Origin of the sequence: Bacillus sp. FSL K6-1106 (genome assembly GCF_038005245.1) — a bacterium.
Lineage (GTDB): Bacteria > Bacillota > Bacilli > Bacillales > Bacillaceae > Bacillus > Bacillus altitudinis.
Window position 1 is genome coordinate 1 of the sequence record NZ_JBBOSV010000004.1, and the last position, 14423, is coordinate 14423.

The following is a 14423-nucleotide window of genomic DNA, read 5'->3' on the forward strand; positions in this document are numbered from 1 at the left end:
CGGGACCTGACAGACGTCCTTGTCTGAAAAAAGTCCTTCGTTCTAGGGCTTATCAACCCTGACAATTTTAATATCGGACATGATTATAGGATGTTTAACAGATTTTTTTTAAAAATATCGCATTTTTAATGACATTAGTCCTAATTTTAACAATTTCACAAAAACAAAAACTGCTGATCTATCATCAGCAGTTTTTTCATTATATGAATATCAGTATTGTTTGATATCAAACATTAAAATATTTTGGTACACCACATAATCCTTCTTACTTGTGAAAGGCCCTTTATTGTGTTCATCATTGATCTCATAAAAGTTCATTCCGATACCAAAGCTTCTTTCTTTATACCAATTAAGAAAATCGTTGATTTCTTTCATTGAGAGCAGATAATCTTTTTGTAACCCATTAATCATGGTAATGGAAAGTATACCTTTTACAGTTTCTTCTCCTGGTTTTGTTCCATCTTGGTCTTTCGGCTCTTCGGTTGTTCCATCACCTGGCTTTGTTCCGTCTTGATCTTTCGGTTCTTCTGTTGTATCATCACCTGGCTGTGTCCCGTCCTGATCTTTCGGCTCTTCGGTTGTATCATCACCTGGCTGTGTCCCGTCCTGATCTTTCGGCTCTTCGGTTGTATCATCACCTGGCTGTGTCCCATCTTGATCCTTTGGGTCTTCTGCTATCCCATCATCTGGCTTTGTTTCATCCTCAGTCACTTGTAAGTCTTTTAATGAAATAGAAATCACGGATCTGTAATCACTTTTCACAGAAAGATGTCTCATAGATTCCGAATAGTTACGTCCGCCAATGACATACAATTGGTCATCAACAATTGCTGCGACAGCTGATACTCTACCTTCTGGTAAATCATATGCTGAATTTTTAAATTGGCCATCTTTTGGATTGAAAATCTGAACTTTGTTTACCATATTTTTTGAACTATCACCATATAATTGCCCACCAATAATAAAGAACTTGCCGTTGTAAGTTTCATAGGAGGGTTCATATGTATAAGATGTTAACTGAACATCAATTAATCTCTTCCAAGTATCTGTTGAAATATCATACTGAAACAAATACTTTTCTCTACTATGCCCTATCGAATTTTCGCCACCTGCAACATATATATTTCCGTCAATTGCAGAAATGGCTCTCCCATTCCGAGATGGTAAACCCGATGAGTTCAAGCTCTTCCATTCACCAGAGATTGTATTGTATTCATAGACATTATTCTTATATGAGTTTTTTGAAGATACAATATATATCTTCTCTTTCACTGCAACTGCTTGTAAAGTTCCTTTACTATAAGCTGAAAAAACCGGCTCTCTTGGAATTCGAATCGGCTCTTCAGCCCACTGATCAAGTTCTGCATCATAAATATCTATAGTGTTATAAGCTACTTCTGTCTCTTCATTAATTCCACCTATTAGATAGATTTTTTTACCTACAGTAGCGTAAGTACCGCCTGTTCTATTTCTTGACATACTGGCTTTCTCTTCCCAAACATCTTTTTTTGGATCATACATAAATGTTTGGTTATTCAACTTATTTTTTTCACTTGCTCCACCAAATACATAAATCTTCCCATCAACGACTCCCACACCAGCATTAATACGTTCTTCTGGTAAATCAGCTCGTTTCGTCCATCCAATTGAATTTTCTGCATTTGCTTTAAATGGACTAAGAGTACTCATTAATAGGAGTACCGTGATAAATAATAAAAACCTTTTTTTCATTTTCTATTCCTCCAACTCGTTATGTTCCCTCCTTTTATCGTTCTATTTTTTACAAAGTTTACAATTTAAAGAAGTTTTAAATAAAACTTTATATACATTCAAAATGTTGTGCGCTAGAGATGCGGCCTAAGCATTACCTTTTCATAATCACTTCTTCATTTTTCAACTGAATCATGAGTGAGGATTGAATATATAATAAATTGATAATGCGGCGTGCCATTTCTGAAGGAGATGCATTGTAGTCATTTCTGATCCATTCAATGATAAAACCAAAGATGCCGTATGAACGATACTGGACAAAATAACTGTCGTTGATTTCTGCATACTGATCACTCACAAACGACATTCTATTTTGGAAAATATATTGTATTTTTTTAAGCAATTTTTCTTGTATGTGGGGAATTCGGTCTTCCATCACTAATAAATCATAATAGTCGCGATTTTCAACGATATATTGAAATACATCGGTGCCCTCTGGTTTCATGCGAGTTAAATCCAACAGTGGATTTTCACGAGTCGGCTTACAAAATTCATATTCGAAATCGACCATTTCCCGGTGAATAACATCTGCTGCTAATTCATCTTTACTTTCATAATGCACATAAAACGTCGTCCGATTATAGTTTGCCTTTTCCACAATATCCTTCACTTTTACGTGCGAATATCCTTTTTCTTTTACTAGTATTTTGAATGTTTGACGAAGTGTTTCTTTTGTTCGCTCAACACGGCGATCCTCTTTTTTGATCATGGGCCCCTCCTTTAGACACTTTTTAATAAATGTTGATTAGATATACATAAATTTATTTGTGTTGAAAACCTATACAAAAAAGATTTTTTGCTGATTGAAACGGAAAATCTTTCGTCCTACAATCAACTTAGTCATAAAGAAATGAATTTTTTGTGACATTTGATCTAACCTTTCTTCAGAATATCATACTATACAAAAAGTGAGGGCACATGATATGGAAATTCAAGCGATGGTCACAACAAATGAAAAAGATTTCGAGAAACAAACATTATTACTAGATGATCCAAAAGCAGATGAAGTGCTTGTCAAAATCGTTGCATCTGGCGTTTGTCATACGGATGCCACAGTATTAGATGGTACGCTTCCTGTCCCACGTCCTGCTTTATTAGGACATGAAGGCTCTGGCATTGTCGTAAAAGCAGGTTCTAATGTCACAACCGTTCAAGAAGGAGACCACGTTGTACTAGGTTTCGCTTATTGCGGTCATTGCCATAATTGTCTTGACGGGAACGCTGGTGGATGCGAAAACATGATTCCACTGAATTTTTCTGGTCGTAATAAACATAATGAAACGCCTATCCATACACATGATCATCAAGATGTATCACAATTTTTTGGTCAATCGTCATTTGGTACATATGCAACAGTTGATGAGAAAAATGTGGTGAAAGTAGACAAAGAAACTGATTTACGTTATTTAGGACCATTCGGTTGCGGCTTAATGACTGGGAGCGGTACTGTCTTAAATTCACTTGCTCCAGCTCCAGGTACAAGCATTGTTGTGTTCGGTACAGGTGCTGTTGGTTTAAGTGGGTTAATGGCAGCAAAAATTGCAGGCTGTGATCCGATTATTGCCGTTGATATCCATGATAGCCGCCTTGAGCTAGCAAAAGAATTAGGTGCAACACATGTCATCAACAGTAAACATGAGAACCCAGCTGAAAAAGTGAAGGAAATCACAGAAGGAAAAGGGGCACATTACTCATTTGAAACAACTGGAGTACCAGAAGTCACGCTAGCTTCCCTTCACTGCCTGCGTGTCAAAGGAACTTGTGCAACAGTAGCAGTAGGAAAACGCGATTTAACGTTTAATGTCACAAATGATCTCATGCTCAATGCGCTCACGTTAAAAGGTGTGATAGAAGGCGATGCCGTTCCTCAACTATTCATTCCTAAACTAGTCAAGTTCTTTAAAAATGGACAATTCCCAGTTGAGAAACTAGCAAAATTCTACGAATTAGAAGAGATTGAACAAGCTTTTGAAGATTCTAAAAATGGATCTACGATTAAACCAATTCTTATTTTAGATAAAGAGTATCGAGCTTAAGCCGAAATAAGACATGAAACTCAAAATCCCCCTTGCCATATAAAGGGGGATTTTTGGACTTTCATGCTGTCCTTACCTTCACACATACATCACCGGCGTCGAAATTTTAATAATCTTCCCGCCTCGACGATAAAACCTTGGAACACGGCGGCTTAAGGTCGCGACAACTTCGTAATTGATCGTATTCAGCATTTCAGCAATTTCATCAACAGAAATTTCTCCCCCCTTTTGACGGCCATAAATGACGACTTCCTCGCCTTGCTTTGCTTTCATCTCTCCTAAGCTGATCATCGTCATATCCATTGTGACTCGGCCCGCAATTGGCATTCGTTCTCCGCGGAAAAGCATAAACCCTCGATTGGATAAAGCACGTGAGTACCCATCTGCATAACCAATCGGTATGGTTGCAATGACTTCGTCAGGCTTTGCCACATAGGTTGCCCCATAGCTGACCGTTCTTGGCTTTGTCACCATTTTCTTCACGAACGCAATTCTTGCTTTTAAACTGAGAGCGGGCTCTAGCTGAACAGCGTCTAAGCTTTTAATGTATTGCGAGGGATACAATCCATAAAGTCCGATACCAAGCCGGATCATATCGGCGCTAAATTCAGGAAACGCAATCGAAGCAGCTGTATTGTTCATATGTACGGTCGGCAGTTTGATCCCTTCTTCTTTCAAAAACCGAAGAAAATCAATGAAGATGCTGTGCTGCAGCAACGTGAAATCAGGGTCAGGCTCATCCGCAGTGGAGAAATGCGTAAATATTCCATCCCACCTCAGGTTTTCACTCTTTTCAAGCGCCTTCACCACCGCTAACAGCTCTTCCTTTGTCCGTACACCTAATCGCCCCATCCCCGTGTCAACATTGACATGAATCCCAAGCCGTCGCTGGCTTTCTTCTTCCGCTAAGATCTCATTTGCTTGAGCAATCCAGTCTTCTCGAAGGCCGGACAGATCAATTCTCCAGGCTGCGGCCCTTTTCACACAGTCGAGCGGTGTAAATCCAAGAACCAAAATCGGCGCTTCAATTTTTGCTCTTCGCAGCACAATGCCTTCCTCTAAGCTAGCAACTGCAAGTTCTGTCGCACCGCTTTCTAGTGCCTGCCGCGCTACCTCCACTGAACCGTGTCCATAAGCATTCGCCTTCACGACAGCCATGATCTTACTTTTTCTTGGAATATGCGCTTGAATCGCTTCGATATTTCTTTTAATCGCATCAAGATTGACTTCGATCCAGACTTCCCTGCAAAGTTTTTGCATGTATGCTTCCTCCTCATCACATGAGTCATTTCAATATCAATGTTCGTTTTCGTGTCTAGTCTATCTTTATTCATTTTTGAGAAAAACATTCAACTACAATGACTGGACTGGCTTTAACTTGATTGAGATCAAAAAAGAAACCACAATCAAAATGTGATTTCTTCTTTATGAACAGGAATTTAGTTAATATACAGATTTCATCATCGAATTAATTTGATGATAAATTTCCTCCAAATTTTCTCGTTCAATTAAATATTCAGCGGTGCTCTTACGAACTGGCACATCAAATTGCAGGAAGGTGATCGTGATCGTTGATGCTTCTTGATCATTCATCGTTAATCTTAATTGAAGTGTAGAAATCTCTTCATTATTATCACTCTCAGTAGAATGTTCAATCGGTATACCATCTTCTAACATGTCAACTTGTTTCAACTCTTGCAAGGAAAGTTCAGTTACTTCAAACCTGAATTTCTGAGATGAGCCGCCAGGTTGATGTGTAATAAAGCGCATTTTCTTTCGCTCGTCATCAATCGCAAAACCTTTATCAACATTTTGCGAAAAGATGTATGTTGAGGACTGAAATCCGTCTTCATGAAAGAGCATCATCATCTTATCTAATAAGATGTTTGGATCATTCTTTTCTTTTTTTCTTTGCAGCCTTCCCGCTATGAATAAAATGACCATTCCCCCAATGATGCTAAAAGCCGTTCCCAACCCATTACCTACATCTACGAAAACAGTAAAGCCTAAAATAGCAACAATAAAAGCGATTACAATTCCTATGATGAATATCACACCATGCTCCCCCTGACATAACCTTTCATTGTTTTAGCCCATAGTATATCATTTGGATCAAGTACTTCAACGAAAAGATTTTATTGGTTTTTAAATGAAAAAAATCTACTATAGATTAAATAGATGCTACATTTATCACTCTTTAAATAGAAAGGATATTTAGGATGAACCTCTACTCGACAGACGAAATCATTGATGCTTTATATAAAGCCTGGTCCTCTCAATCTAGTTCAAAATGGAGTAAAGACAACCCAGCAAACGGACAATGTGGCGTCACTTCTTTAGTTGTCCATGATCTTTTAGGCGGAAAAATAAACAAGACCTTATTACCCAGCGGATGGCACTTTTACAACGTAGTGAATGGAACAAGAATTGACTTTACTTCTTCGCAATTCTCTGAAGAAATTTTTTATATGGATGTACCTTCAAATCGGGAAGAAGCATTTCAAGATACGAATAAGGATCAATATCGTTATTTAAAGGAACGAGTCCTAAACTATTTAAACGTGTAGATTTTATATTCATGAAAACAGACCACAAGAGGTCTGTTTTCATGAAAGTTAGATAAAATGTTTAAAAGATAGGCAGTAAGAATTCACACACCTTATCTTCGCCTTCATCTTCTCTATATCTCTCCATAATAGGTGCATGGCGTATGTTCAATTGATTGTGTTGGATCATTAGAGGTAATTGTCTCCAAAACAAATTCACTTTTTCGGCTGTATGTGTCACCGTAAACACAGCATACTTTCCTCCTTCAACATGACCAGTCTGAACAAGTTGATCTTTGGAGAAATCTCTATTTGTCATGAACATGAGGTCATATCTGCAATTTTCAGGTAAAGTTCTTGCAGGATCATCTTGAGGGACACCGTATATGCCATGTTTCTTTAATTCATCATTGAATTGATGTTCGTTGATCCATTTTTTAAATTTCTTCATCATCTCCACATTCTCTTTACTGCCATACGGTCCTATATTTCTCATATACACCATTTTCATATTCGTTAACATTTCAATTTTGTAACTCATGATTCCCTCCAACTCTTATTGGAAGATTGGCCAATCATTCCTTACATCCAACGGTAACACCCTTTAAAATATAATGCATTAGGATATTAAAAAATAATGGAATCTCATATTCTCATTCATAAGATGTCCAATTTTTAAGCATAAAAAAGAACGGATTTTAGCCGCTCATTTGTTATTGATTTTCCTTTGAAAAAATGGCTTTTAGAAACTGACAATCAAAAAGGCCCTATAAAGGGTCGTGTGAATGATAGATAACATGATTTCTATTCATAAATAAGCACCCAGTACTTCGCCCCAGGCTCCCCTTCCTCTACAACAGCCTTCCATCCTCTTTTTTGATAAAAAGACAAAGCTTTGTGATTTTCGGATACACATTTGAGGGTGACTGGTGTTCCCAAAACTTTTATAGCTTGCTTAAGCAGTAGATCGCCAGCCCCTTGACCAGCAGCATCTGGATGTACAAACAAGAGATGAATAAAACGATCTGGCACATATAATGAGATGAACCCAAGGATTTTATTGTTCTCCTCAGCTAAGAAAATTTGCTCTTCCTGCGTATCTTGATCAAAATCTTGCAGTTTGATTTCTTCTGTATTGAGCCAGTGAAAGCTCTGACGTCGGGATTCTAAATAGATTTGTCTTAATTGTGGATAATCTTCTATGCTTGCTTCTCTAATAAACATCGCAACATCTCCTATGTTTTTCATTTGAATGTTAATTCGCTTCTAAAATGTGTTTTGCCTGTGTTCTGCCTGCAAATAACAATTGATCACTGAACTGCGAGTCATTGACAGCACGCGCAAGAGCAATTGTACCAATCATACTGCTTACTAGTGCGTAACTCTTAGAGTGATCTATGTTTCCCGTATCGGCTATAAACGCCATAAACCGTTTCAATTCATCGGTATAAGCTTTCCGTACCTCTTGCGATAATTGAGCAATCTCCCCTGCCAGTGCAGGCAGTATACAGCCGACTTCCGTCTGATCACGGTGAACGGAACTTAAATAAAATTCAATGATCGTCTGAATTCGAGGCTGATCTGCCTTCTTGTCTGCAACACTTTGTAGCATCTTGATCGTATCAGTAATAGCAAAATGAAAAGTCTCTATCACCAACTGATCCTTGTTCTTAAAGTGAGCGTAAAACCCTCCATGAGTTAGACCTGCTCCTTTCATAATGTATGGCAAACTGATATTACGGACGCCATTTGTTCGAAATGCTCGTGCAGCACTTGCGATGATCTGTTCTCTCACTTTTGACTAATGACCTTTCGGATAAGGCATCCTCTTTCCCCCTCCTTCATTATGTGAAATGATCATGGAGGCTGCAGAAATGGCCACTCGTAAAGTTGAAAAATTTCTTTCACGATAATTCATTCAGGTGCATCTTTTAAAGATTGAGCAAAATAATCGTCATAGCCTACTTAGAAATAGGCTATGGCGATTTCAATTGAGTGATGATATAAAAGCAGCGGTATACTGATCTTTAATTGGATACCTCATCACGTTTTTTTCCTAACTTCATAGATAACTGCACGCCAATCATCAGCATCACGATGGCGAGCATTGCGACAATAGCAGCTTGAAAATGTCCGCTGATATCGAAAATCAAACCGATTAAAAATGGACCAAATCCTCCCATGATGTACCCGCCCATCTGTGACATCGCTGACCATGTACCGGCTTCTTCTGGCGTACGCGTTTCAATAATAGGCAGCATAAGTGCCAAAGGAAATAATCCACCTGCTCCAATCCCAAGAAAAATAACAGCTGGCAGGATCGGCATTGGAAATAGAAGGAATATGAGGCCAATCAGCTCTGACAAACTGCATAAGATCAGAAATAATTTCGGCTTTCCTAGACGATTGACGATGTTTGGAACGAGTAATGCCACCGGAATCTGAATGAGTGTAAATATCGTAAGTAGCATGGCGGCATACTGTGGACTATTCCCAAAATCAAGCGCAATGGGTGAAATCCACGCTGTTAACGAATAGAACATGCTAGACATAAAGCCAAAGAACAAGGTAAATTGAATGGCTTTTTTGTTTCGTAGCGGTAATCTCAGCGGCACATCTGCATGATCCGCTTGTTGGTTTTGACGAGCTAGACCGAGCCATAAAATCATGGCAATAACGCCTAAAATCGCCCAGCAGGATAACGCAAGTGGAAGGTTATGCTCACTGCGAAGGTAAATCGGAATGGTCAAGCCCGAAGCAAGTGCAGCTCCAACTGTCATCGATATAGAATACACACTGACAATCCCAGGACTTTTCGGGAAATACTTTTTAATAAAACTAGACAACAATGGTCCGGCAAAACTAATTCCAACTCCTCCTGCAAAAGCAGTCATGAGAAGGATGGTAACCGTTTGACTTGTACCACGCAGTCCAGTCGCAATTGTGATAAGAAAAATCGAGAAAAAAAGAGTTCTCTCTAATCCAAACCGGCGGCTTAGTTTCGTTGCTACAGGGGCAAACACTCCCATGCACAAGACCGGCAAAGTGGTTAAAAGACTTGCCGTGAGTGCACTAACGCCAAGGTCTGATTGAATCATGCTCATCATAGAAGCTACGGATGTAATGATTGGGCGCAAGTTTAAGGCAGCTAAAAATAAAGCAGCTAAATAAAATATTTTTTTTATCAATACTCTTCTTCCTCTCTCATCTTGTTGAGGTTACTATGAGTATAAATCCGCTTCATTCATTGATCAATACAATAATTAGTATTATGATGATAGGAAAATACTATCATTAATGAAAGGATGGCATATGGATACTCGTCACATTACCTATTTTATGGCTGTATTCGATCATTTACATTTCACAAAGGCTGCAGAGCAACTAGGTATATCACAGCCTACATTAAGCCAACAGATTCAGCTGCTTGAAGCTGAAGTTGGGATGCCGCTTTTTGACCGAATCGGTAAAAAAGTAGTTGCAACTGAAGCTGGTACGCTTCTTTATCAATATGGCATGAAAATGCTTCAGGCTGAACGAGATGCCAAAAATGCTATGAAAGAACTGTTATCTGAACAGCGGGGCACTGTTCGGCTTGCCGTCCTCCCCTCTGATCTTGACTTTCAGCTTGTTCCGCTTTTTGTAGAATTTAAAACGCTGTATCCAGAGATCAACCTAAAGGCTTTTTCGACCATCTTTGTTCGTGACGAGGTGCTCTCACATAAAGTCGATATCGGAATTGGGCTGCGCGGGCCTGCGGATAAACGCCTGATTCAAATTCCACTTGGCGATGAGCCCTACGAATTGTTTGTTCATTCAGACAGTGAACTGGCAAAAAGGCGTGAAGTGACGCTAAAAGAGCTGACAAAACATGCACTGGTCATGTATCCAAAAGGCTATCTAGGAAGAGATTTGGTCGATGACGTATGTAAAGAACACGGTTTTGAATTGGACACGGTCATGGATGTTGGGTCTGCCACTTCATTATTGCAGCTGGTTGAAGCCGGTATCGGCGCCACCATCCAGCCAAGAGGGCTGTTAAAGCAACATTCAGCATGGCCTAATATTGTCTCTATCCCTATTTCTGCTCCTGCTCCTGTTCGGCATCTTGAATTAACGTATTATGCCGATCGATTTGTGACCAAAGCGCAAAAACAGCTATCTGAATGGCTAATAGACTTTTTTAAATCAAGAACAAACTAAAAAGTGAGGGTAACACATGAAGAATGCAAACAGCATATTTACAAGAACAAACCGGGTTGTGATTCGTCAGTTTGATCAGCAGGATATTGAAGCATTTTATCAATACCGATCAAATCCCTCTATTGCCACATTTCAATCCTGGGAAAACTACACGCACGAAGACGCTGAATCATTTGTACAACACCAAATGACGCAACAACCTAATCAACCAGGGACGTGGTTTCAATATGCGATTGCCTTATCTGAATCCAATCAGCTGATAGGAGATTGCGCCATTCATACACTCGGCAGCGAGCCTAGAATCGTTGAAATAGGATTTACACTCGCGCCTGAATTTCAAGGAAAGGGCTATATTCATGAAGCCTTGAATTCAATGATCGAATATATTTTCACTACACTGAACAAGCATAAAATCATTGCCTTTACAGATGTACGAAACGAAAAATCTATTCGAGTGCTGGAACGTTTAGACATGAGACGCGAAGGACATTTGCTACAAAATTATATGTCAAAAGGACATTGGGTCGATGAGTATCAATATGCGATTCTTCAATCCGAGTGGGCCGCGAAGCGTCATTAATCATTTATTTCCTATTCAAAATCCCTAAATAGGCGCTCCACGGTCCTACATCGGTTCGATATGGTTCCGCCATGACCCGAACAATTTGGGAGATATGGGTGAAATCATGGACAACCCACGCAGAAAGTAATTCGCTCACTTGCACGACGCCGAATTCTGGATGGACGCCCTTTTTCTCTAGATCAAGACTTGAATGTGTCATACGCTGAATGTATGCCACATTCTCCATCCGCACATGATGAAACTCCGCTAGTGCTTGTTCTATCTGTCTTTCAGTTTGATTCAAATGGGCGTAGCGGTCAAATGCAGGAAATGGGGTATTCTCTCCATCAGCAAGAATGACATTTAATCGGGGAATCCAGTTGAATTTCTCTGCTTCAATCAAGTGTTCAATGACTTCAACAGGATTCCACGTTCCCTCCCCTTCACGACTGTGAAGCCAATCCTTCGATAAACCTGACAAAAGACTTTCTAATGTACGAGGAGTTCGACTCAACATATCTAAAGCTTCATTCAAATTGAAATTCATATGGCTGCTCCTTTATCAATTTTTCTTTATTCTAATGTTTTTTAATTAGATTGCAACTCATACCTCAAAACAGATAAAGAAGAAAATAAAAGGTGCTTTTGATCAACCTTCTATATACAAATAGAACTTTTCTATAACACTCACCATCCTTTCTTTTTTTATAATAGAAAAAAATGAAATGTGGTGATAGTGATGTCTACAACGATTGGGATTATGGGCGGTATGGGCCCTTTAGCGACGATTGATCTGATGAAAAAAATCATCTCTCATACACCAGCTATTAAAGATCAAGATCATCTCCATGTAATTGCTGATAATTATCCGCAAATCCCTGATAGAACCAATGCCATATTTGGGAAAGGCGAAGATCCTACAGAATATATGATTGCATCGGCTAAAAGATTAGAACGCGCAGGAGCGGACTTTATTCTGATTGCATGCAATACCGCTCACTTCTTTTTAGAAAACGTACAACAATCCACTCATATCCCTATCATGAATATGCCATTAGAAACCGCAAAGCACCTGAACAAACATCACTATACGTCTGTGGGCTTACTATGTACTGATGGCACATTAAAAACCCAGCTCTATCAAAAGGCTTGTGCCCATCACAAGATTGATGTCATGACTCCTAGTGAAAATCTTCAGAAAAACGTGATGAATGGGATTTATGCCGTGAAAGCAGGGAAATTGAGTAAAGGCGAAAGTGAACTGGCGTTAGCTGCAGAAATTTTAATCAATCAAGGAGCAGAAGCCATCATTGCCGGCTGTACAGAAATTCCTTTAGTTCTAAGGTCAACCAAAGCTGTGAAAGTGATTGACCCTACTGTCATTTTGGCGAAAGAAGCTGTAAAATTAGTGTATGAGCTTGAAAAGCTAAACATTTAAAGAACGTCATATAAGGGGATAACATGAATATTGAGAATATAGAAGCGTTTATTTATGTATGCCAGCTAGGCAGTATCAATAAAGCTGCAGAAGCACTGTATTTAACCCAGCCTTCTGTATCGGCACGTATTCAATCGTTAGAAAAAGAATTAGATCTGAAATTATTTGATAGACATAGAAATAAATTATCTCTGACGGAAAAAGGTGAACAGTTTTACCCTCATGCCAAAAAGATTCTCCATTCTTATCAAGAAGCAAAGCATAGTCTTAAACAAACGATGATCCCTTATGAATTGACGATTGGATGCGCATCCTCTATTTCCAATAATCTATTGCCTAACATATTGCCCGCCCTAAAAGAAAAATACGAAAACCTGAAAGTGAAAATTGTAACAGGACATTCAAAGGATGTTGTCCAAAAAGTGATTAACAACCAAGTAGACTTTGGCATTGTCAGGACTGAAACACATCCTCAAATTGAATCAATCCCGATTTTCAGCGATCCAATCGGGCTGTTCGTCCCAACTCATCACCCGCTCGCCAGCCTAGACAACATCAATATGAAAGAACTAGAAGAACAACCTTTTATTTTCTTTGACTATGGGTCATTTGATTGGTTGATGCTCCACCGATTATTTCAAAAAAACAACATCACACCGAACATTTCCATTGAGGTTGATCATATGGAAACTGCAAAAAATTTGGTACTGCAAGGAATGGGACTATCGTTTCTTCCTCATCATTGTGTTAGAAATGAAGTAAAACAAGGAACATTAAAACAAATTTCAATCGATCCATCTATCAATTTCAACATCAATATTGAGTTTATCTATAAAAAGGGAAAATCCAAATCCGTTTTCATTGATCAACTCAAACAGTTTTTTCATGAATTTGATTAAAAAAAGCCCCTTTTGGGGGCTTTTTTTCTTTCACTATCGTTTTTTCACTGGATGAATATCCCCTCCCAAAAAGGCGATATTAGGATCTCCACTATTTTCTAGAAATTCAGCCATTTCTTGCAGCTCTTGATTGATACGGTCATTCCTTGGCATATCTGGGTTTAACAGAAGGTTGGAGTGAATAGCAGTAGCTGTTTCATACAAGACATGTTGATCTTTTATCTGTTTGATGCACTGTTTCATGCGCAAGAAAAACCATGCGATCTCTTCAATGTCTTCCATCGGATAATGCGCTATTTTGAAGAGATTCTGCTGACAAAGGTCTCCTCTCTCAAAAATGTGTTCAAGCTCTTCTTTACTGATATATAAATCCGAAGCTTCCTCCCCAATCTCTATTACTTCAACCATAGCGTCGTCAGCTGTGTATAACCGCTCAACAAATTCATCGAAACTATCTGCCAGCTTAAAATCTACTTCCAGCTCTAAATCGAAATAGTGAATAGGAGGATGTTCTTTCGTTTCTCGGTAATCCATTGCGATCCATGTATCTTCTTCTCCGCTGATGAAAATAAGTCCCTCGGGCAGCTCCAATTCATCACTTAACTGAGCGCTATTCATAATTCCATCATCTTTGGCGATTCCTCTTAGATGGTCGAATTGAACATGATCCTCTGCCCATGAATTCGGCCGTTCGGTTGGAAAAGCATTACGAACTGTAAAACCACCATTCCATTCTAAAATGAGTTTTTTGTATGTATCAGGTAAAGTGACACCAAGCGTTCCCTCTGCTTCACGAATTTGTTCCTCATCTATCTTTTCTAACGTAAAAGGACTCTCTTCTTCTTTCTCCCAGAATGATTTCAAAGTGGATGCCTCCTCGTATCTATCTGAGATAAGTATAACATTGGCCAACTGTTCATTTGCTCATTCTACTTCATAAAAAAACAGACTCTTAAAGTCTGTTTTAAT

The 14423-nt window shown here is 39.0% G+C and carries 16 protein-coding genes; 6 read left to right on the top strand and 10 right to left on the bottom strand.

Annotated elements, in window-relative coordinates; all coding sequences use genetic code 11:
- Positions 1-210: 210 nt before the first annotated feature.
- Positions 211-1731, bottom strand: a complete 1521-nt coding sequence (locus tag MHI20_RS18640) for a Kelch repeat-containing protein (protein WP_024720172.1) — start codon at positions 1729-1731, stop codon at positions 211-213.
- A gap of 133 nt (positions 1732-1864) precedes the next feature.
- Positions 1865-2479, bottom strand: coding sequence for a TetR/AcrR family transcriptional regulator (locus tag MHI20_RS18645; protein WP_135008996.1), 615 nt, complete (start codon positions 2477-2479; stop codon positions 1865-1867).
- Positions 2480-2693: 214 nt separating this feature from the next.
- Between MHI20_RS18645 and MHI20_RS18650 the strand changes: the two genes are divergently transcribed.
- Positions 2694-3806: an NAD(P)-dependent alcohol dehydrogenase gene (locus MHI20_RS18650; protein ID WP_340940558.1), complete on the top strand. Its 1113-nt coding sequence runs from the start codon at positions 2694-2696 to the stop codon at positions 3804-3806.
- Between the two features lie 78 nt (positions 3807-3884).
- On the opposite strand, the gene alr is transcribed toward MHI20_RS18650, so the two are convergent.
- Together alr and MHI20_RS18660 are read right to left on the bottom strand one after the other, a co-directional pair.
- A complete protein-coding gene (gene alr, locus MHI20_RS18655; protein WP_335352712.1) occupies positions 3885-5066 on the bottom strand; it encodes an alanine racemase in 1182 nt (393 codons plus the stop codon).
- A 183-nt stretch (positions 5067-5249) separates the two neighbouring features.
- Positions 5250-5861, bottom strand: a complete 612-nt coding sequence (locus MHI20_RS18660; RefSeq protein WP_144666513.1) for a GlsB/YeaQ/YmgE family stress response membrane protein — start codon at positions 5859-5861, stop codon at positions 5250-5252.
- A 164-nt stretch (positions 5862-6025) separates the two neighbouring features.
- Here MHI20_RS18660 and MHI20_RS18665 point away from each other — a divergent pair, with 164 nt between their 5' ends.
- A complete protein-coding gene (locus tag MHI20_RS18665) occupies positions 6026-6373 on the top strand; it encodes a YunG family protein (protein WP_072367649.1) in 348 nt (115 codons plus the stop codon).
- Between the two features lie 61 nt (positions 6374-6434).
- Here the strand turns inward: MHI20_RS18665 and MHI20_RS18670 are convergent, their stop codons facing one another.
- From MHI20_RS18670 to MHI20_RS18685, 4 genes are all read right to left on the bottom strand, one after another.
- Entirely contained in the window at positions 6435-6893 is a 459-nt protein-coding gene (locus MHI20_RS18670) for a GyrI-like domain-containing protein (protein ID WP_203144266.1), read from the bottom strand.
- Between the two features lie 263 nt (positions 6894-7156).
- Positions 7157-7576 carry a GNAT family N-acetyltransferase gene (locus MHI20_RS18675; RefSeq protein ID WP_203144265.1) on the bottom strand — a complete coding sequence of 140 codons (420 nt, stop codon included), beginning with the start codon at positions 7574-7576 and terminating at the stop codon, positions 7157-7159.
- Positions 7577-7607: 31 nt separating this feature from the next.
- Positions 7608-8147 carry a TetR/AcrR family transcriptional regulator gene (locus MHI20_RS18680; RefSeq protein ID WP_234879694.1) on the bottom strand — a complete coding sequence of 180 codons (540 nt, stop codon included), beginning with the start codon at positions 8145-8147 and terminating at the stop codon, positions 7608-7610.
- 232 nt (positions 8148-8379) lie between these two features.
- Positions 8380-9537 carry an MFS transporter gene (locus MHI20_RS18685; protein WP_340940668.1) on the bottom strand — a complete coding sequence of 386 codons (1158 nt, stop codon included), beginning with the start codon at positions 9535-9537 and terminating at the stop codon, positions 8380-8382.
- A 112-nt stretch (positions 9538-9649) separates the two neighbouring features.
- On the opposite strand from MHI20_RS18685, the gene MHI20_RS18690 reads away from it, so the two are divergent.
- Together MHI20_RS18690 and MHI20_RS18695 are read left to right on the top strand one after the other, a co-directional pair.
- Entirely contained in the window at positions 9650-10555 is a 906-nt protein-coding gene (locus tag MHI20_RS18690; RefSeq protein WP_019743043.1) for a LysR family transcriptional regulator, read from the top strand.
- A 16-nt stretch (positions 10556-10571) separates the two neighbouring features.
- The gene (locus MHI20_RS18695) at positions 10572-11135 is read left to right on the top strand and encodes a GNAT family N-acetyltransferase (RefSeq protein WP_035700391.1); all 564 of its coding nucleotides are present in this window, start codon (positions 10572-10574) and stop codon (positions 11133-11135) included.
- Positions 11136-11139: 4 nt separating this feature from the next.
- Here MHI20_RS18695 and MHI20_RS18700 read toward each other — a convergent pair whose 3' ends face one another.
- On the bottom strand, positions 11140-11664 hold the full coding sequence (locus MHI20_RS18700) for a DinB family protein (protein WP_277519228.1): 525 nt from the start codon (positions 11662-11664) through the stop codon (positions 11140-11142).
- Positions 11665-11856: 192 nt separating this feature from the next.
- Here MHI20_RS18700 and MHI20_RS18705 point away from each other — a divergent pair, with 192 nt between their 5' ends.
- Together MHI20_RS18705 and MHI20_RS18710 are read left to right on the top strand one after the other, a co-directional pair.
- A complete protein-coding gene (locus MHI20_RS18705; RefSeq protein WP_041507435.1) occupies positions 11857-12555 on the top strand; it encodes an aspartate/glutamate racemase family protein in 699 nt (232 codons plus the stop codon).
- Positions 12556-12578: 23 nt separating this feature from the next.
- The gene (locus tag MHI20_RS18710) at positions 12579-13454 is read left to right on the top strand and encodes a LysR family transcriptional regulator (RefSeq protein ID WP_340940573.1); all 876 of its coding nucleotides are present in this window, start codon (positions 12579-12581) and stop codon (positions 13452-13454) included.
- Positions 13455-13487: 33 nt separating this feature from the next.
- On the opposite strand, the gene MHI20_RS18715 is transcribed toward MHI20_RS18710, so the two are convergent.
- Positions 13488-14318: an SMI1/KNR4 family protein gene (locus MHI20_RS18715; RefSeq protein WP_340940575.1), complete on the bottom strand. Its 831-nt coding sequence runs from the start codon at positions 14316-14318 to the stop codon at positions 13488-13490.
- Between the last annotated feature and the right edge of the window lie 105 nt (positions 14319-14423).